This window comes from Streptomyces sp. NBC_00663, from assembly GCF_036226885.1.
In the GTDB taxonomy this organism is placed as follows: domain Bacteria; phylum Actinomycetota; class Actinomycetes; order Streptomycetales; family Streptomycetaceae; genus Streptomyces.
Genome location: NZ_CP109027.1, coordinates 599,940 through 617,005, shown reverse-complemented (window position 1 = coordinate 617,005; position 17,066 = coordinate 599,940). Strand labels below are relative to the sequence as shown.

Below are 17,066 nucleotides of genomic sequence, written 5' to 3'. Positions count from 1 at the left end.
CCTCCCAGGATGGATCTCTCCGCTTTTGCCACCCGCTCCCGCGTGTGAGGCTCGATTCCGAGCCGTGGCCCAGCCCCCCGGGCCGCGGCGCCCGCCCCCTCGCAGCAAAGGAAGCACCACCATGCGCGGAGCTGTCATCCATGCCCCCGGCGACGTCCGTTTCGAGGAGGTCGACGAACCGAGGATCATCAAGCCCACCGACGCCGTGATCCGCACCGTCGTGACCTGTGTGTGCGGCTCGGACCTGTGGCCCTACCGCGGAGCGGAACCCGTGGACCAGCCGCACCCGATGGGCCACGAGTACGTCGGGGTCGTCGAGGAGGTCGGCAGCGAGGTCACCCACGTCAGGCCGGGCCAGTTCGTCATCGGCTCGTTCGCCACCTCCGACAACACCTGCGCCAACTGCCGGGCGGGCTACCAGTCCAACTGTGTGAACCGCGAGTTCATGAGCACCTGCCAGGCCGAGTACGTGCGCATCCCCAATGCCCATGGCACCCTGGTCGCCACGCCCGAGCACCCCGCCGACGAGTTCCTGCCCAGCCTGCTGGCCCTGTCCGACGTGATGGGCACCGGCTGGTTCGCGGCCCAGGCCGCGGAGGTCAGGCCCGGCTCCACCGCCGTCGTCGTCGGCGACGGAGCGGTAGGCCTGTGCGGTGTCATCGCGGCCAGGGAACTCGGCGCCGAGCGGATCATCGCGATGAGCCGGCACGCGGACCGGCAGAAGCTGGCCCAGGAGTTCGGCGCCACCGACATCGTCACCGAGCGCGGCGAGGAAGGCATCGCCCGCGTCAAGGACCTCACGGACGGCGTCGGCGCCGACTCGGTGCTGGAGTGCGTCGGCACCCAGCAGTCCATGCAGCAGGCGCTGCGGGCCACCCGCCCCGGCGGCAACGTCGGCTTCGTCGGCGTCCCGCACGACGTGGCCTTCGACGGCCAGGAGCTGTTCTTCTCGCACGTCGGCCTGCGCGGCGGCCCGGCACCGGTGCGCGGCTATCTGCCCGACCTCATCCAGCGCGTCTTCGAGGGCCGTATCGACCCGGGCAAGGTCTTCGACCTGACCCTGCCGCTGGACCAGGTGGCCGAGGGCTACAGGGCGATGGACGAACGCCGTGCCATCAAGGCACTCCTGAGGCCCTGACGGCCGACCGACTCACCAGCGGCACAAACGACAAGCACAGTCGAGAGGCATCGTGGAATTCGCCCAGCAGCACCCCAGCAGCAAGGCCCCTGCGGACTGGTTCACCGGCGACGTGTGGTGGGACGTCATCGTCGCCGGGCAGGAACCGTCACGGATGCGCGTCAACATGGTCCGCTTCTCCCCGGGCGCCCGCACCAACTGGCACACCCACGCCCTGGGGCAGGCCCTGCACGTCGTCTCCGGCGTCGCCCTGATCGGCACCCGCGACGGGACCGTCTTCGAGGCACACCCCGGCGACACCGTCACCTGCCCGCCCGGCGAGGAGCACTGGCACGGCGCCGCCCCCGACCGCTTCATGGAACACCTGGCCATGTGGGAGGGGCAGGCGGACGGCACACCCGAGACCACCTGGGCCGAACCGGTCACCGACGAGCAGTACGGCGGGCCCCGCACCCGGAATCGCTAGCGGCACGGGGGGAGGGGGCGCAGCACCAGCAGGGACTCCTCCCGCCGGGCCGCCATCGCGAAGTCGAACCGGTCGACCTCCAGGCACAGTTCGACGTCGTCCGGATGAACCCCCCGGTATCCGCGCCGCACTCCGTCGGCGAGTTCGCCCGCGGCCCCGGAGGTCCGCGCCCGGCGGAGATACGGAGCCGCCTCGACGTCGCCGCCGGCGATGCGCCGCCCGATGTACTCGGCGCAGGCCAGGTCCTCGGCGGCCCGGCCGTCCTCACCCGTGACCACGAACGTCACCGGCTCCCGCCCCGCGGCGCGCAGGAACCGCGCCGTCGCGCCCGCCACCACGAAGCTCGCGCACAGGACCAGGGGAGCGCCGGCGACCGCCAGCGCGCCCACGGTGCCGGCCGTCGTCTTCTGCACCACCGTACGACCGGCCAGATCCGCCGACTTGACGAGTCCCGGCGAGTTCACCGCGTCGAAGCCCGCCGCCGGTGGGCCGTCCTTGAGCGCCAGCCAGCCCGGCCGAGCCGCCTTCAACCTCAGCGCCTCCTCCCGAGACGAGGCCAGGACGATCCGCTCCGCACCCCGCGAGAAGGCCCAGGCGGCCACGGTGAAGGCCCGCATCACGTCGATCACCACCGCGACGCGTGGAACGTCGGTGAGCTCCCCGATGCCGACGAATCGATGAGTCATCGCCCCAGTCTGGCCGAGACCGAGCCGGGACCGTCGATCGAATCAGTGTTCCCATTAGGGTGAGGGTGGGTTATGGTCACATTGCGTAAGGATCTTGTACGGAGGTGCCCCGGATGGAGAACACAGCGCCCGCCCGCCGGGGCCGCCCCCCGGGTCCCCGGGTCGCCGAAGGAGAGCTGACGAGCCGCCAGGCGGCCATCGTCCGCTACATCACCGAGACCGTCGCCCGGCAGGGCTACCCGCCGTCGATGCGCGAGATCGGCCATGCCGTGGAACTCGCCAGTACGTCCTCGGTCGCCCACCAGCTGATGGTGCTGGAGCGCAAGGGCGTTCTCTACCGCGACCCCCACACCCCCCGCGCCTACCAGGTCCGCCCCTCCTGGGCACCCGACCTGGGCCACCGCGGCGCGGAACCCGTCGAAGTGCCCCTCGTCGGCCGGATCGCGGCCGGCGCACCGCTGCTCGCTGACGAGATGGTGGAGGACGTCTACTCCCTGCCCCGGCAGGTCGTGGGCGACGGAGAGCTGTTCGCCCTGACGGTGTCCGGCGACTCGATGATCGAGGCGGCGATCTGCGACGGCGACATCGTGACCGTCAGACGCCAGGACAGCGCCGACCATGGGGACATCGTCGCCGCGCTCCTGGAGGACGAGGCCACCGTGAAGGTGCTCCGCCGCCAGGACGGACAGGTGTGGCTGATGCCCCGCAACCCCGCCTACCAGCCGATCCCGGGCGACCAGGCCCAGATCCTCGGCAAGGTGGTCGGAGTCCTGCGCGTCCTCTGACCGGCGATGACGATCAGGTACGAGTGGCGCGGCGAGGTCGACGACGCCGCTCTGGAGGAGCTGCACGCCGAGGGCTTCGGCCACCCGGTCGGGCGGACGGACTGGCGGGCGAGACTACGACGACACAGCCTCGGCTGGGTCTGCGCCTGGGAGGACGACCGGCTCGTCGGCTTCGTGAACGTCGCCTGGGACGGAGGGGCCCATGCCTTCCTCCTGGACACGGTCGTGGCCCGGCGGAACCGCGCGAGCGGGGTGGGCGCCGCGCTCGTCAGGACAGCGGCCGAGGAGAGCCGCGCGGCCGGGTGCGAGTGGCTGCATGTCGACTTCGAGGACGACCTGCGGAGCTTCTACTTCGACGCCTGCGGCTTCAGAGCGACCGCGGCGGGCCTGATCGCCCTGTGACATCCGCCCCCTGCCCCATGGAAGCCGGGGTACCTCTTCGGCGAGGAAGTGGCCGGAGCCGGGGACGGCGACTCCGGTGACGTCGGTGGCGACCTTGCGCATGTCCTCGGCCGGGGCGGTGCCGGTGCTGTACTCGCCGCCGAGGGCCAGGACGGGGATGGTCAGCGGGCCGTCCTCCTTGTGCCGGCGCTGGAACTGCTCGGTGGTCTCGTCCAGGCGGCGGTAGACCTCGAAGCTGGCGTGGCGGGCGGCCGGGTCGCGCAGCGCGTCGACGTAGAGGGCGGCCTTGGAGGTGAACTGGTGGCCGAAGTAGATCTCCTCGCGGCCGGCGACCATGCGGTCGTTGGACGACCCGTGGCAGGCGTTGACGGGCTTCCTCGAGACCACCTTGACGGCGCAGCTGACCGACCCCTCCCTCCCCCTCGTACGCGCCGCTCCCGTCCACGTGCTCCCCCGCACCAAGGAGATCACCGGCACGCTGGACTCCCTCGCCGGCCGGCTGCTCGACCGCGCCCACGCGGCGGGAGCGGTGCGCACCGCGACGATGTCGGTCAACTGCTCGGCGGTCACGCCCCTTGTGCATGACCGGCGGTAACGGGCCTACGCTCCGGCTTCGAGATCCTCCTCGAAGTAGCTGTCGTGCCGGACGCGGAACTCCTTGAGTTCCTCGCGGGGGCGCCGGCTCATCTCCGCGACCTGCTCGAAGTACTCCTCGCGCGGCGCGCCGGGGGAGAAGAGCATGAGCATGGACATGGGCTCGTCGGTCACGTTCTTGAAGGCGTGCAGACCGCCGACGGGCACGTAGAGGAAGTCTCCTGCGCGGCCGGTGACCCACTTCTCGCCGTTGTAGAGCTCGAGTTCCCCGGAGAGGATGTAGAAGGACTCCGAGATCGCCTTGTGGAAGTGCGTCTTGGCGCCCGCGGACCGTGCCCCCAACTCGACCTTGTAGAGCCCGAATTCACCGCCGGTCGACTCGTGCGTGGCGAGGTAGTGGGTGGCGCCGCCGGGCGAGGAGAGTTCCGGAGGGGTGTCGGCCGGGCGGAAGGCCGCGTTCACCTCTCCCTTGTCGCCGTGGTAGCGGGGCTCCGGGTAGGCGAGGTACGACATCAGCGCTCCTTTGACGGTCTCTCACCGCAAGGGTGGCTCCCGGGTCGGGGCGGCGGCATCGGGCTCGCGGCCGATCCAGGGCCTGGATGGGGACGAGGGCTGGGGACCTAGTACCGCGGGCGGCGGGCGGCGGGCGCGGGTGTCAGTCGCGGCGGCAGTGCAGGAACAGGTGGGGTTCGGGTCCCGCGGCCGGATGGTCCGGGGTGAAGGTGTGCTGGTGCCGGGACAGGACGGTGAGGCCGGCCGCCTCCACGACGGCGGTCACTCCCTCCTCGGCGAAGCTCGTCGCGCGGACCGGGCGGCCCATGAAGACCACCTCGACGTCCTCCACGTCCGCGGGCACGGTGGCCAGCACCAGATGCCCGCCGGGCTTCAGCGCGCCGGCCAGCCGCGCCAGCACGGCCGACTGCTCGGCGCGGGTCATCTGGAGAAGCGAGAAGAACACGCACACCCCGTCGAACACGTCCGCGTCGAGGGGAAGTTCACGGATGTCGGCGTGGCGGAACTCGGCCTCCGGCACCTGACGGGCGGCGAGTTCGACCATCACGGGGGAGATGTCGACGCCCAGCACCGAGTGGCCCGCCGCGACCAGCACGGCCGCGGTGGGCCGGCCCGTGCCACTGCCCACGTCCAGGACCCGCGCGGCGGGTGGCAGCCGCTCGGCCAGCCACTCCAGCGCGGCGAGGTGCGCGGGTGCGTGGGCGAACGCCTTCTCGTAGTCGGCGCCCAGCGCGTCGAACAGCACGGCGGCAGGCGGCCGTTGGTCGTCGTACGCCATGTCGATGTCCCCTTCGCTCGTCGGCCCGCATCGTCGCATCCGCCGTACACCTGCCACAACGGGTGCCCGGTGCGCGCCCCCGAGGCCCGGGCAGGGGAGAATGGGCCGTACCCAACGGTCGACTCTTGCGGAGGAGCGGGGAAATGCAGGACGCGCGAGCGGGACAGGTCGCCGGGCCCGAGGACCTCATCGACGTGGCCCGGCTGGTCACGGCGTACTACGCGCTCCACCCCGACCCGGCCGAGCCCGGGCAGCGCGTGGCGTTCGGCACCTCGGGGCACCGCGGCTCGTCCCTCGCGGCGGCGTTCAACGAGGACCACATCGCCGCCACCAGCCAGGCCATCTGCGAGTACCGCGCCGCCCAGGGCACCGACGGCCCCCTCTTCCTCGGCGCCGACACCCACGCCCTGTCCGAACCCGCCCGGATCACGGCCCTGGAGGTGTTCGCCGCCAACGACGTCACCGTCCTCATCGACCAGGCGGACGGCTACACACCCACCCCGGCGGTGTCGCTCGCCATCCTCACCCACAACCGGGGCCGCACCTCCAGCCTCGCCGACGGCGTGGTGGTCACCCCCTCGCACAACCCGCCCGCCGACGGCGGCTTCAAGTACAACCCGCCGAGCGGCGGCCCGGCCGGCTCCGAGGCGACCTCCTGGATCCAGGACCGCGCCAACGAGATCATCACCGGCGGCCTGAAGGACGTACGACGTGTCCCGTACGCCCGCGCCCTGGCCGCCCCCGGCACCGGTCGCCACGACTTCCTCGGCGCCTACGTCGCCGACCTGCCGAACGTCCTGGACCTGGACGCGATCCGGTCCGCCGGGGTGCGCATCGGCGCCGACCCGCTGGGCGGCGCCTCGGTCGCCTACTGGGGCCGTATCGCCGAGGAGCACCGGCTCGACCTCACGGTGGTGAACCCGCTCACCGATCCCACCTGGCGTTTCATGACGCTCGACTGGGACGGCAAGATCCGCATGGACTGCTCCTCGCCGTACGCCATGGCCTCGCTCATCGAGCAGAACGACCGCTTCGACATCGCCACCGGCAACGACGCAGACGCCGACCGGCACGGCATCGTCACGCCGGACGGGGGCCTGATGAACCCCAACCACTATCTGGCGGTGGCGATCTCCTATCTGTTCTCGCACCGCGAGCAGTGGCCGGCGGGGGCCGGCATCGGCAAGACGCTGGTGTCGTCCAGCATGATCGACCGGGTCGCGGCGGACGTCGGCCGCCCGCTGGTCGAGGTCCCGGTCGGCTTCAAGTGGTTCGTGGACGGTCTCGCCGACGGCACGCTCGGCTTCGGCGGCGAGGAGTCGGCGGGCGCCTCCTTCCTGCGCCGCGACGGCTCGGTGTGGACCACCGACAAGGACGGCATCCTGCTGGCCCTGCTCGCCTCCGAGATCACCGCGGTCACCGGCAGGACCCCCTCGCGGCACTACGCCGAGCTCACCGACCGCTTCGGCGCCCCCGCCTACGCGCGCGTGGACGCCCCCGCCTCCCGCGAGGAGAAGGCGCTGCTCGCCAAGCTCTCCCCGCGCCAGGTCACCGCCGACACCCTCGCCGGCGAGCCGGTCACCACGGTCCTCACCGAGGCGCCCGGCAACGGCGCCGCCCTCGGTGGCATCAAGGTCGGCACCGCCAACGCCTGGTTCGCGGCCCGCCCTTCGGGCACCGAGGACGTCTACAAGATCTACGGGGAGTCGTTCCTCGGCCCGGACCATCTGCGGCAGGTCCAGGAGGAGGCCAGGGCCGTGGTGCTGAACGCACTGGGCAGCTGACCCCGCGCGAGGGCGGGCGGCTCAGGACTCCTTGCGGGTGAACGTCAGATGCGTGACCCCGCTGGGGGAGGGCGCGGACTCGACGTCGTACGCCTTCTCCAGAGCCTCCAGCCCGTCCCAGAGGCGTACGCCCCGGCCGAGCAGGATCGGTACGACCACGATGTGCAGGTGGTCGATGAGTCCGGCCGCGAGGAAGTCGCGGATGGTGGTGGCGCCGCCGCCGATGCGTACGTCCTGGCCGTCCGCGGCCTCGCGGGCCGTCGCCAGCGCCTCGGCGGGCGAGGTGTCGAGGAAGTGGAAGGTGGTCCCGCCCTCCATCTCGATCGACGGACGCGGGTGGTGGGTGAGGACGAAGGTGGGGGTGTGGAAGGGCGGGTTGGGACCCCACCAGCCCTTCCACTCCGGGTCCTGGTGCCACTGGGGGTGGCCGAACTTCCGGGAGCCCATGATCTCGGCGCCGATCCCGGGCGTGAACTGCCGCACGAACACGTCGTCGACGCCCTTGTTCCCGCCGGAGCGGCCGCTCGACTCGTGCCACCAGCTGGTGGCGAACATCCATTCGTGCAGCCGTTCACCGGCGTGACCGAACGGTGCGTCGAGGCTCTGTCCCTCACCGGTGGCGAAGCCGTCGAGCGAGATCGCGAAGTTGTGGACGCGGGCGAGTGACATGGCGGGCGGCTCCTCGTGTTCTTCCGGTCGAGCTTCGTCGTGGCTCCTTCCAGGATCGCTGAGCGAGCCGGCGAAATCCCGGGAACGCGCCCGCCAGCGCGTCGTCAGTCCACCAGCCCCTGGACGTACGGCACCAGCCGGACCGGCCCGGAGAGGCCGTACGCCTGACGGGCGGCCGTGCCGAAGACGGCCGGCTGGGCCACCCGGAGCCGGTTGATGAGGGGCGTCGCCACCTCCACCTCGATCACGTTGCTCCCGGGCCGCAGCCGGCCGCCGAGGTCGACGGCCGGGTGGAGCCGGTCGGCGGGGGCCAGCCGGGTGCCGTTGACGGTGACCCGGAACGTGTCGCTGACCACGCCCAGTTCGAGGTGCGCGCCGTGCGCGGCGGACCAGTCGGCGGGCAGGTCCACGGTGGTGCGGTAGCGGCCGATGCCGGCGGAGTCGGCCAGTTCGGGGATCTGCGACCAGGGGAGCAGGGCGTCGAGGGAGAGCGTGCGCCGGACGACGTCGGTCTCGGTCGGTGCGGCGCCGGGAGTCCAGTCCTCGACGTCGAGCCGCCAACCGGCCAGGGACACCGGTGCGGGCACGGCGGGCAGGGCGGTGGTGACCGTACGGCCGCGGGACAGCCGGGTGGTGTACGTGCCCGCGGCCGTGGCACGGACGGCCAGACCGCGGCCGGTGAAGAGCACGCTGTCGGCGTCGCTCGCCACGGCGTACTGCCGGTCGCCGTTACGGTCCCCGAAGAGGCCGGGGCGCCCGAGGGCGACGACCGTGGCCTGGCCGGGTTCGAGGGTGACGCGCAGGGTGATGCCGTCGTCGTCCTCCGTATAGCGGCCGACCCGGGTCGCCTCGCCCGTCCAGGGATCGAGGAGATACGGGACGGTCGTGCCGCGTCTGGTCGGGCGCAGGGTGATGTCGTGGTCGATGGCGGCGACGGGCGGCTTGACCGTCTCGGCGTGCTTGCCGTTGCAGAGGTAGAACAGGTCGGTGTCGCCGCTGACACGGTGGAAGTTGAGGAGGGTGGACGAGGTGGCGTACCGGGCGTCAGGAGTGACGCCGAGGGCGGCGAGCGCGTCACCGACGGCGGCCTTGTCGGTGACCCTTCGGACGTTCGGCAGGGCGAGGAGGCTCGCGAGGACCTCGCGCAGTCGATTTGTCTCGTCCGCATCGGGCGCGCCCGGGGTCAGGGCCTGGTCGAAGGCGCCGAGCAGGACCATGGGCAGCCCCGCCAGGGCCAGGCTCAGCAGCTTGCGGGCGTCGGTGAGGGCCAGGGTCGGGGTCGAGGAGTAGAAGAAGTCCCCCTCGACGAACAGCGCCTTGTAGGCGGGGCCGTCGGGGGCCAACCGGCCTTCCGCGACACGGGCGTTGGGCAGATCGAGGAGCGGTCCGCTGAGGAACTGGTGGGTCCAGCCGAGCGGCACGCCGGACGCGGTGAACCAGGAGGCGCCGATGCCGGTGGCGGTGTAGCCGGTCTGCCGGAAGACGGCGACGTCGACCCGCGGGGTGCCGGTCCGCAGCACCTGGTGGACCCGGCCGAGATAGCCCGCGATGTCTCCGGCGTGCCGCCAGGTCGGCTGTCTGGGACCCCATGACTCGCCGTAGCCGGGGGCGCCGTTGTACGGGCTGAAGGCGGCGAAGCCCGGCCAGCTCACGCCGGGGGCGGTGGCGTACGAGAAGCCGTGCACCACCGTCTGGTTGACACCGGCCGCGTAGGCGCCGCCCATGGTGCGCAGGAACCGGTCCCAGGTCGTGCTGTAGGCCGAGCCGTTGTAGGCGCCCGACTCACAGGACAGGACCGTGTGCCCGGCCATGTCCCGGCCGCCCGCCAGGCAGCGGTAGTCGTCGAGGTTCTTGAAGCCGAGCGACTCCCCCTCGGGGATGTCGAGGAGCGCGGCCGACGCGATGGCGTCGGTCTGGAGGCCGTACGGCTGCGACCGCAACTCCATGCCGAGGGAGTGCGCCCAGTCCCGCAGGGCGGTGACGTGGTGGGTGTTGAACAGGTGGGAGACGGTCTCCCAGAAGTCGTGCCGGATCTGCCGGGTGACCTGCGCCTCGAAGGCGAAGACCTGGTTGCTCTTGTCCAGGACGAGAGCGGGGAGGTACGGCAGCAGGGAACGGCCGGTGCGCTTCTCGAAGGCCTCGGGCAGTGCCGGGGTCCACACGAGGGAGTCGGTCTCCAGCTCGACGGAGTCCTCGAAGAAGGTGCCGCCGGCGGCCTTGAGCAGCCTGCGCACGGGGCCGGTGAGCACGGAGCGCTCCCAGAAGCCGGTGACGGCGGCGGTGCCGGCCGGGCTGAAGTGGTCGACCACGTAGGCGGCCGGGGCGGAGTGCGGGCCAGACTCAGGTTGTTGCGCGGTGCCGCGCTGCCAGTAGGAGAGCAGCACCCAGTCGCCCTCGGCCGGCGCCGTCCAGGTGAGCCCGCCGTCGACCACGGAGGCGGTGAGGTCCTGGACGCCGGCGAGGTCGAGGCCGGTCTCCTTGCGGGTCGCGTTGGCGGGCTCGACGCGGGCCGCCTGGACGGCGAGCAGAGAGCGCGAGGTGACACCGCTCGCGGCGGCGCGCACGGGTTCGGGCACCGGGCCCTGGTAGGTGGTGCCGGCGGGCACGGAGACGCGGCCGTAGGCGAGTTCGCGGGCGGCGGCCTCGTCGTCGGGGGTGACACCGGGGACGGCGACGGGCCAGCTGGGGCCGAGCGTGAGGTCCACGGTCAGGCCCCTGCGGGCGGCCTGCCGCAGGGCGGCTTCGACGCCCTCCCGCCATGGGGCGCTGCCCCAGCCGTGGTGCGCGGTGTCGAGGACGGACTTGTCCTTGATGCTGTGGTGCACGGCGGCGATCTCGGCCCCGCCGAAGCCCGCGTCGGCGATCTGGTCGATCTCGCGGGCGATCTCCGCCGGGTCGACGAGACCGTCCGGCCACCACCAGCGGAACCTGGGACGCACGGAGCGCGGTGGCGTGCCGAACCAGTCGCCGGACAGCTGCTGCGGGCCGTTCAGCGGTACCGCACCGGCGTGCGCCGCGCCCGCCACGGTGAGAGCCGTGGCCGCACCCGCGGCCAGCACGGTACGCCGGGATATCCCGCCACGCTGCGGAACGGGCTTCTGCATGTGTCGCCCCAGGTTCTGATCGAGCCGATGGAAACGGGTTGAGTGAAACGCCTTGATGGAAACGCCTTGTTGGAAACGCGCTGGTTGAAACGATTCAATACGCCGTAAACGCCGGAACGCTAAGCGCGCCGTCCCTCCGGCGTCAAGATCCGTGCGAGGAAAAACCGGCTGTGCGCGTCGCGATGAGTTCCGCGGCGTCCGGCGGTCTTACTGTCGAACCCGGCACCGAGGAGGACTTCTGATGCGGAAAGTGACCTATTCGATGAACTGCTCCCTCGACGGCTACATCGTCGGGCCGGACGGAGGGTTCAACTGGACGGCACCCGATAAGGAGGTCTTCCGCTTCTGGATCGACGACATCCGGCAGGTCGGCGTCCATCTGCTGGGACGGCGGCTGTACGAGACGATGCTCTACTGGGAGACGGCCGAGCAGGAAACCTCGCTCGACGACGCGGAACGCGAATGGGTCGCGCTCTGGAATCCGCTCCCCAAGGTGGTGTTCTCCACCACGCTGAAGACGGTGCAGGGGCGGGCCCGACTGGCCTCCGGCAGTGTGGCGGAGGAGATCGAGCGGCTGCGGTCCGAGCCGGGGGAGGGCGACATCGCGATCGGCGGCGCGACGCTCGCCGCCGAGGCGGCAGCGGCTGGTCTGATCGACGAGTACCAGGTCGTGGTCTACCCGGTACTGGTCGGCGGCGGCACCCCGTACTTCCCTCGGCAGGAGCGCCGGGTGGACCTCGAACTCGTCGAGACCCGCACCTTCGGCTCGGGCGTCGTCCACCTCCGCCACCGCGTGAAGCGTTAGCCGGCCTGTCCGCCGAGCTGCTCGGCCAGTCCGACGATGAGGCCCTCGGGTCCGCGGACGTAGCAGAGCAGATAGCTGTCCTCGAACTGCCCGACCTCGCCGAGGAGTTCGGCGCCATGGGTGCGCAGGCGGGCGAGGGTGTCCTGGAGGTCGTCGACGGCGAACATGATGCGCCGCAGGCCCAGCGTGTTCACCGGTGCGTGCGCGGGTTCGGAGGCGAGCGCCTTCGGCGTGTGGAACCTCGTCAGCTCGAGTCGACTGTGGCCGTCGGGGGTCCTCAGCATGGCGACGTCCTGCCGGGCGCCGTCGAGCCCGATGACACGGTCCGCCCAACCTCCCTCGACCGGCATCGTGCCCTCCCACTCCATGCCGAGTTCGACGAAGAACGCGATGACGGCGTCGAGGTCGTCGACCACGATGAGCACGTTGTCCATCCGCTGGATCGTCATTCCGGGGGCCTCCTGGGGGAGTGCGTTCCATCTGTCCGCCGCCCGGGGAAGGACAACGGCACGGCCGGACACAGTACAGAAGTCCGGCCGCGCCGCTGTCCGTTCCGCGCGGGTCAGCTCGTCGCGCGGACCGCGTCGCGGATGAGGTCGGCGACCTCCTTGGAGCGGGAGACCGCCACGGCGTGCGAGGCGCCTTCGAGTTCCACGATCGTGGCCCCGGCCCGCTTGGCGCCGAAGCGCTCGACCTCGGGGTTGATCGCCTCGTCCGCGGCGGCGACCAGCGCCCAGGACGGCTTGGTCTTCCACGCGGCGGCCGACGCGGTCTCCTCGAACGCCGAGGCGGCCAGGGGGCGTTGGGCGGCCGCGAGGACCTTGGTGACGTCGGCGGGCACATCGGCGGCGAACACGGACGGGAAGGCGTCCTCGGCGATGGTGACCTCGACGCCGGGCTCTCCGCCCGGGATCGGGTACGTCCACTCCTTCAGGTTGCTGACGAGCGGGGAGAGCGGGAAGCGCCCCTGCAACTCGCCGAGGCTCTCGCCCTCTTCGAGGATGTACGCCGCCACGTAGACCAGACCGACCACGTTCTCCGTGACACCGGCCACGGTGATGAGCGCACCCCCGTAGGAGTGGCCGACGAGGACGACCGGGCCGTCGATCTGGGCCGCCACGGAGGCGACGTAGGCGGCGTCGGAGGCGAGGCCGCGCAGCGGGTTGGGCGGCGCGATGACGGGGACGCCGTGCTTCTGGAGCTCCTCGATCACCCCGGACCAGCTGGCGGCGTCCGCGAAGGCGCCGTGCACGAGGAGGACGGTGGGAGTGGTGGACATGGGCGGGTCTCCTTCTCGGGTCAGCCGTGCAGCGCGGTGCGCAGGGTGTTGACGGCCAGCGTGATCGCGGCCTCGGCGGCGTGGGTCTCGCGGAGAGCGTTGAGCATCACGAAGTCGTGGATGATGCCCTGGAACCGCACCGCGGTGACCGCGACGCCGGCCTCGCGCAGCTTGTTGGCGTACGCCTCGCCCTCGTCGCGCAGGACGTCCGCCTCACCGGTGATGACCAGGGCCGGGGGCAGCCCGGTGAGCTGCTCGGTGGTGGCCCGCAGCGGGGACGCGGTGATCTGGGCGCGCTCGGCCTCGTCGGTCGTGTACTGGTCCCAGAACCACTGCATGCCGTCCCGGCGCAGGAAGTAGCCGGTGGCGAACTGGTGGTACGAGGGCGTGTCGAAGTTCGCGTCGGTGACCGGGTAGAACAGCACCTGCTGGACCAGCGGCACATCACCGCGCTGCTTGGCCATCAGCGTCAGCGCGGCGGTCATGTTGCCGCCCACCGAGTCGCCCGCCACGGCCAGCCGGGAGGCGTCCAGACCCTTCGACGCGCCCTGCTCGACGACCCACCTGGCGACCGTGTAGTTCTGCTCGATGGCCACCGGGTAGCGCACCTCGGGGGAGAGGTCGTACTCGGGGAAGACCACGGCGGCGTTCGCACCGACGGCGAGCTCGCGCACCAGGCGGTCATGGGTGTGGGCGTTGCCGAACACCCAGCCCGCGCCGTGGATGTAGAGGACCACCGGGAGGCTGCCGGTCGCGCCCTCGGGCTTCACGACGCGGGCCCGGACACTGCCGGTGGGGCCGCCCGGGACGGTGACCCACTCCTCGTCGACCGCGGGCTTGGCGATGTCCCCGGACTGCACCTCGTCGACCGCCTTGCGGCCCTCGGCCGGCGGCAGCTCGAAGAGGTAGGGCGGGTTGGCGGTCGCCCCGGCGAAGGCGGCGGCGGCCGGCTCAAGCACCGGCTGGACCGGCTCGACGACGTCGGACATGTGGTTCTCCTCAGTGTTTCGGACGCGCTGTGCGGGCGCCTCGATGACGACGCTAGCGCGCGAGGACGGGGCGAATTGCCCGACAGCGCACCAGTGCCGGTCCGGCAGTGCACGGGCGTTGGTCCGGTGGTGTACGGGTGGGGGTCGCGGGCGGGCATGGTGGGGGTTGCGGGCGTGTACGGGCGTTGGTCCGGTGGTGTGCGGGTGGGGGTCGCGGGCGTGTGCGGGTGGAGGCCGCGGGCGTGCACGGGCGTCGGTCCGGCTGTACACGGTGGAGGTCGCAGACGTGCATGCGTCGACGCCGTGGACGTGCGCGGGTCGAGGTCGCGGGCGTGCTTGGGTGGAGGTTGCGGGCGTGCAGGGGCTTCGGTCTGCCAGTACACGGGTGGAGGTCGCGGACGTGCACGTGTCGAGGTTGTCGGACATGCACGTGGCGAGGTCGCGAGTGTGCATGCGTCGACGCCGTGGACGTGCGCGGGTCGAGGTCGCGGGCGTGCTTGGGTGGAGGTTGCGGGCGTGCAGGGGCTTCGGTCTGCCAGTACACGGGTGGAGGTTGCGGACGTGCACGTGTCGAGGTTGTCGGACATGCACGTGGCGAGGTCGCGAGTGTGCATGCGTCGACGCCGTGGACGTGCGCGGGTCGAGGTCGCGGGCGTGCTTGGGTGGAGGTTGCGGGCGTGCAGGGGCTTCGGTCTGCCAGTACACGGGTGGAGGTCGCGGACGTGCACGTGTCGAGGTTGTCGGACATGCACGTGGCGAGGTCGCGAGTGTGCATGCGTCGACGCCGTGGACGTGCGCGGGTCGAGGTCGCGGGCGTGCTTGGGTGGAGGTTGCGGGCGTGCAGGGGCTTCGGTCTGCCAGTACACGGGTGGAGGTCGCGGACATGCACGTGTCGAGGTCGCGGACATGCACGTATCGAGGTCGCGGACATGCACGCGTCGAGGTCGCGAGCGTGCATGCGTCGACGTCGCGGACGTGCGCGGGTCGAAGTCGCGGGCGTGCATGGGTGGACGTCCCGGGTGTGCGCGGGGCGAGGTCGCGGACGGACGCCTCGTCAGTTGCTGTGTCCCTGCGCGCGGTACTGCGCGGGGGACATCCCGTACGCCTTGCGGAAGGTGTGGCTGAAGTGGGCGGGGCTGGCGAAACCCCAGCGGGCGGCCACGGCCGCGATGGAGCGCTCGGCCGCCGAGGGGCGGGCGAGTTCGGCTCGGCAGGCTTCGAGCCTGCGTCGGCGGATCCACGCGCCGACCGTGGTGCTCCGCTCCTGGAAGAGCTTGTGCAGGTAGCGCAGGGAGATGCCGTGCGCCTCGGCGAGGACCCTGGGGGAGAGCTCGGGCTCACCGAGGCGCGTCTCGATGGTGGTCCTGACGCGTTCGAAGAGCGCGGTCTCCCCCGAGCCGGCCGGAGGCCGCTGGTGCCCGGTGCCGGTCAGCTGAGCGGCGGCCAGGGCCGCGAGCAAGTCCGTGACAGCGCGGGCGAGTTCCTCGCGGGCGGCCGGTGTGGCCGCGTCGATCTCGTCCACCAGCCCGGTCAGCAGCGGAAGCAGCAGCGCGGCCGGGTCCTCGGTCGCCGCCGCCCCGACAGTCGCCCCGATGGTCCTCGCCATGACCCGGCCGATGTCCGCCTCACTCAGCCGCACCAACTGCCGGGGAATCATCAGGACATGGGCTCGCTGACGTTCCGGCAACGCAAGGCTGAAGGGCCGGCCGGCGTCGTGGAAGGCCAGGTCTCCCGGGCGGAGACGCGCGCGGCGACCGTCCTGGAACACCAGCGCGGTGCCTTCGAGTTGGAGGCGGGCGAAGAGGTGTGTTCTGCCGTCCGCCGTCGCGTCTCGGGCGGTCCGTACGACCTCCACCGCGTCGGACTCCTCGGTCGCGATCTGGAGCATGCCCAGGTGGAGCAGGCGCAGGGAGCCCCGCCAGAACTCCGGGTCCGCGCGGACGACCAGTTCGACATCGCCGTACGCGGCCGAGAAGGACCGCTCCCCGCGCGTCGGCGCCCTCATGACGCCTCCAGGGCGTGATCCGCACGTTCCCCCAGCAGCCAGTCGGTGGGGGAGGTGCCGTACTCCCGGCGGAACGCCCGTCCGAAGTGCGGGGTGCCGCTGAAGCCCCAGCGGCGGGCCACGCTGCCCATGCTCGCCGCGTCGGTCAGCTCCCTGCGGCACTCCTGGAGCCGGAGGCGGCGGATCCAGCGGCCGACCGTCGTGCCCTCCTGCTCGAAGAGCCGGTGCAGATAGCGCACGGAGATGCCGTGGGCCCGGGCGATGACCGCGGGCGTGAGGTCCGCGTCCGCAAGATTCCAGCGGATGAACCGCTGGACGCGCAGCAGCAGCACCCGCTCGGCGCCGGGCAGGTCGGCCGGGTCCTCGCCCAGTTGCTGCGCGGCCGTCGCGGCCAACAGACCGACGGCGCTGTCGGCCACCCGGTCGGCCACCGGCCCGGTGTAGCTCTCGGAGGTGTCCGCCAGACGCGCCATGAACGGTGACAGCAGTGCGGCGAGCCCGCTCACCGGACGGATCGCCCGTGCCGTGATCCGGCCGAGCGCCGCCTCCGGCTGGCCGAGGAGGCCACGCGGCACGGCGAAGATCTTCAGCTGGAACCGCTCCGGGAACCGGGTCCGGTACGGGCGGACGGTCTCGAAGAACGCGATGTCACCGGGCCGCAGTTCCGTGTACCGGCCGTCCTGCTCGACCTGGGCGGTGCCACTGGCCTGCACGGCGACGAACACCTGGGTGCCGTCCCCACACGCGACGTGACCGGAGTTCCGGTGGACCTCCCCCGGATCGCAGTCGACCGTCGTGAGACGGAGCTCGCCCAGCCGGTCCGTGCGCATGGTGGCGTCGTACGTACCGCTCTTCGTGCGGATGTCCATTCCGACCAAGGTGGCGAGTACGGCGTCGTGCCAGAACTCCAGACTCTCGCGGGCGGGCACCGAACTCGTGCAGAACACCTGGCCGCGCCGCCGCACCGCACCCTCGCCCGCGTCCGCCATGGCGGAATGGTCCCTTTCGCCACGCACTGCCGCACCCCCGATCCACGTGCCCTGCCCGCTGTCCGATGCTGTCAGCGGGG

General features: G+C 71.8%; 17 protein-coding genes. 7 read left to right on the top strand and 10 right to left on the bottom strand.

The features are described from left to right. Positions 1 to 121: 121 nt before the first annotated feature. Entirely contained in the window at positions 122 to 1,138 is a 1,017-nt protein-coding gene (locus OG866_RS02910) for a zinc-dependent alcohol dehydrogenase family protein (protein WP_329331760.1), read from the top strand. 52 nt (positions 1,139 to 1,190) lie between these two features. Next, entirely contained in the window at positions 1,191 to 1,604 is a 414-nt protein-coding gene (locus OG866_RS02905) for a (R)-mandelonitrile lyase (RefSeq protein WP_329331759.1), read from the top strand. On the opposite strand, the gene OG866_RS02900 is transcribed toward OG866_RS02905, so the two are convergent. Next, positions 1,601 to 2,290 (bottom strand): 2-phosphosulfolactate phosphatase, encoded by a 690-nt coding sequence (locus OG866_RS02900; RefSeq protein ID WP_329331757.1) that lies wholly within the window; start codon positions 2,288 to 2,290, stop codon positions 1,601 to 1,603. The genes OG866_RS02905 and OG866_RS02900 overlap by 4 nt on opposite strands. Positions 2,291 to 2,403: 113 nt before the next feature. Here OG866_RS02900 and lexA point away from each other — a divergent pair, with 113 nt between their 5' ends. The 3 genes from lexA to OG866_RS02885 all read left to right on the top strand — a co-directional run bounded on the left by lexA (position 2,404) and on the right by OG866_RS02885 (position 4,072). After that, complete coding sequence (lexA, locus tag OG866_RS02895) at positions 2,404 to 3,075, top strand: transcriptional repressor LexA (protein ID WP_329331756.1); 672 nt, start codon at positions 2,404 to 2,406, stop codon at positions 3,073 to 3,075. A 6-nt stretch (positions 3,076 to 3,081) separates the two neighbouring features. Next, the gene (locus OG866_RS02890) at positions 3,082 to 3,477 is read left to right on the top strand and encodes a GNAT family N-acetyltransferase (protein WP_329331755.1); all 396 of its coding nucleotides are present in this window, start codon (positions 3,082 to 3,084) and stop codon (positions 3,475 to 3,477) included. Positions 3,478 to 3,820: 343 nt separating this feature from the next. Next, on the top strand, positions 3,821 to 4,072 hold the full coding sequence (locus OG866_RS02885; protein ID WP_329331754.1) for a hypothetical protein: 252 nt from the start codon (positions 3,821 to 3,823) through the stop codon (positions 4,070 to 4,072). A 5-nt stretch (positions 4,073 to 4,077) separates the two neighbouring features. On the opposite strand, the gene OG866_RS02880 is transcribed toward OG866_RS02885, so the two are convergent. Then, complete coding sequence (locus OG866_RS02880; protein ID WP_329331753.1) at positions 4,078 to 4,584, bottom strand: cupin domain-containing protein; 507 nt, start codon at positions 4,582 to 4,584, stop codon at positions 4,078 to 4,080. Positions 4,585 to 4,726: 142 nt separating this feature from the next. Next, a complete protein-coding gene (locus OG866_RS02875; RefSeq protein ID WP_329331752.1) occupies positions 4,727 to 5,362 on the bottom strand; it encodes a class I SAM-dependent methyltransferase in 636 nt (211 codons plus the stop codon). A 143-nt stretch (positions 5,363 to 5,505) separates the two neighbouring features. Between OG866_RS02875 and pgm the strand changes: the two genes are divergently transcribed. Then, a complete protein-coding gene (gene pgm / locus OG866_RS02870) occupies positions 5,506 to 7,146 on the top strand; it encodes a phosphoglucomutase (alpha-D-glucose-1,6-bisphosphate-dependent) (RefSeq protein ID WP_329331751.1) in 1,641 nt (546 codons plus the stop codon). A 21-nt stretch (positions 7,147 to 7,167) separates the two neighbouring features. Here pgm and OG866_RS02865 read toward each other — a convergent pair whose 3' ends face one another. Continuing rightward, positions 7,168 to 7,815 carry a dihydrofolate reductase family protein gene (locus OG866_RS02865; protein WP_329331750.1) on the bottom strand — a complete coding sequence of 216 codons (648 nt, stop codon included), beginning with the start codon at positions 7,813 to 7,815 and terminating at the stop codon, positions 7,168 to 7,170. Positions 7,816 to 7,919: 104 nt separating this feature from the next. Beyond that, complete coding sequence (locus OG866_RS02860; protein ID WP_329331749.1) at positions 7,920 to 10,919, bottom strand: glycosyl hydrolase; 3,000 nt, start codon at positions 10,917 to 10,919, stop codon at positions 7,920 to 7,922. Positions 10,920 to 11,160: 241 nt separating this feature from the next. On the opposite strand from OG866_RS02860, the gene OG866_RS02855 reads away from it, so the two are divergent. Then, the gene (locus tag OG866_RS02855; protein WP_329331748.1) at positions 11,161 to 11,724 is read left to right on the top strand and encodes a dihydrofolate reductase family protein; all 564 of its coding nucleotides are present in this window, start codon (positions 11,161 to 11,163) and stop codon (positions 11,722 to 11,724) included. Here OG866_RS02855 and OG866_RS02850 read toward each other — a convergent pair. The 5 genes from OG866_RS02850 to OG866_RS02830 all read right to left on the bottom strand — a co-directional run bounded on the left by OG866_RS02850 (position 11,721) and on the right by OG866_RS02830 (position 16,986). Beyond that, the gene (locus OG866_RS02850; RefSeq protein WP_329331747.1) at positions 11,721 to 12,173 is read right to left on the bottom strand and encodes a VOC family protein; all 453 of its coding nucleotides are present in this window, start codon (positions 12,171 to 12,173) and stop codon (positions 11,721 to 11,723) included. The genes OG866_RS02855 and OG866_RS02850 overlap by 4 nt on opposite strands. Before the next feature lie 113 nt (positions 12,174 to 12,286). Then, positions 12,287 to 13,003, bottom strand: coding sequence for an alpha/beta fold hydrolase (locus OG866_RS02845; protein ID WP_329331746.1), 717 nt, complete (start codon positions 13,001 to 13,003; stop codon positions 12,287 to 12,289). Between the two features lie 20 nt (positions 13,004 to 13,023). After that, positions 13,024 to 13,992, bottom strand: a complete 969-nt coding sequence (locus OG866_RS02840) for an alpha/beta hydrolase (protein WP_329331745.1) — start codon at positions 13,990 to 13,992, stop codon at positions 13,024 to 13,026. A gap of 1,054 nt (positions 13,993 to 15,046) precedes the next feature. Further along, entirely contained in the window at positions 15,047 to 15,997 is a 951-nt protein-coding gene (locus tag OG866_RS02835; RefSeq protein ID WP_329331744.1) for a helix-turn-helix domain-containing protein, read from the bottom strand. Then, positions 15,994 to 16,986 (bottom strand): helix-turn-helix domain-containing protein, encoded by a 993-nt coding sequence (locus OG866_RS02830; protein ID WP_329331743.1) that lies wholly within the window; start codon positions 16,984 to 16,986, stop codon positions 15,994 to 15,996. Before OG866_RS02830 ends, OG866_RS02835 begins: the two co-directional genes overlap by 4 nt. Positions 16,987 to 17,066: the final 80 nt, after the last annotated feature.

What these genes read in the sequence shown, in the direction of transcription:
- OG866_RS02910 (WP_329331760.1), top strand. Translation starts at nt 122, where the DNA reads ATGCGCGGAGCTGTCATCCATGCCCCCGGCGACGTCCGTTTCGAGGAG.
- OG866_RS02900 (WP_329331757.1), bottom strand. Translation starts at nt 2,290, where the DNA reads ATGACTCATCGATTCGTCGGCATCGGGGAGCTCACCGACGTTCCACGC.
- lexA (WP_329331756.1), top strand. Translation starts at nt 2,404, where the DNA reads ATGGAGAACACAGCGCCCGCCCGCCGGGGCCGCCCCCCGGGTCCCCGG.
- OG866_RS02890 (WP_329331755.1), top strand. Translation starts at nt 3,082, where the DNA reads ATGACGATCAGGTACGAGTGGCGCGGCGAGGTCGACGACGCCGCTCTG.
- OG866_RS02880 (WP_329331753.1), bottom strand. Translation starts at nt 4,584, where the DNA reads ATGTCGTACCTCGCCTACCCGGAGCCCCGCTACCACGGCGACAAGGGA.
- OG866_RS02875 (WP_329331752.1), bottom strand. Translation starts at nt 5,362, where the DNA reads ATGGCGTACGACGACCAACGGCCGCCTGCCGCCGTGCTGTTCGACGCG.
- pgm (WP_329331751.1), top strand. Translation starts at nt 5,506, where the DNA reads ATGCAGGACGCGCGAGCGGGACAGGTCGCCGGGCCCGAGGACCTCATC.
- OG866_RS02865 (WP_329331750.1), bottom strand. Translation starts at nt 7,815, where the DNA reads ATGTCACTCGCCCGCGTCCACAACTTCGCGATCTCGCTCGACGGCTTC.
- OG866_RS02860 (WP_329331749.1), bottom strand. Translation starts at nt 10,919, where the DNA reads ATGCAGAAGCCCGTTCCGCAGCGTGGCGGGATATCCCGGCGTACCGTG.
- OG866_RS02855 (WP_329331748.1), top strand. Translation starts at nt 11,161, where the DNA reads ATGCGGAAAGTGACCTATTCGATGAACTGCTCCCTCGACGGCTACATC.
- OG866_RS02850 (WP_329331747.1), bottom strand. Translation starts at nt 12,173, where the DNA reads ATGACGATCCAGCGGATGGACAACGTGCTCATCGTGGTCGACGACCTC.
- OG866_RS02845 (WP_329331746.1), bottom strand. Translation starts at nt 13,003, where the DNA reads ATGTCCACCACTCCCACCGTCCTCCTCGTGCACGGCGCCTTCGCGGAC.
- OG866_RS02840 (WP_329331745.1), bottom strand. Translation starts at nt 13,992, where the DNA reads ATGTCCGACGTCGTCGAGCCGGTCCAGCCGGTGCTTGAGCCGGCCGCC.
- OG866_RS02835 (WP_329331744.1), bottom strand. Translation starts at nt 15,997, where the DNA reads ATGAGGGCGCCGACGCGCGGGGAGCGGTCCTTCTCGGCCGCGTACGGC.
- OG866_RS02830 (WP_329331743.1), bottom strand. Translation starts at nt 16,986, where the DNA reads ATGGCGGACGCGGGCGAGGGTGCGGTGCGGCGGCGCGGCCAGGTGTTC.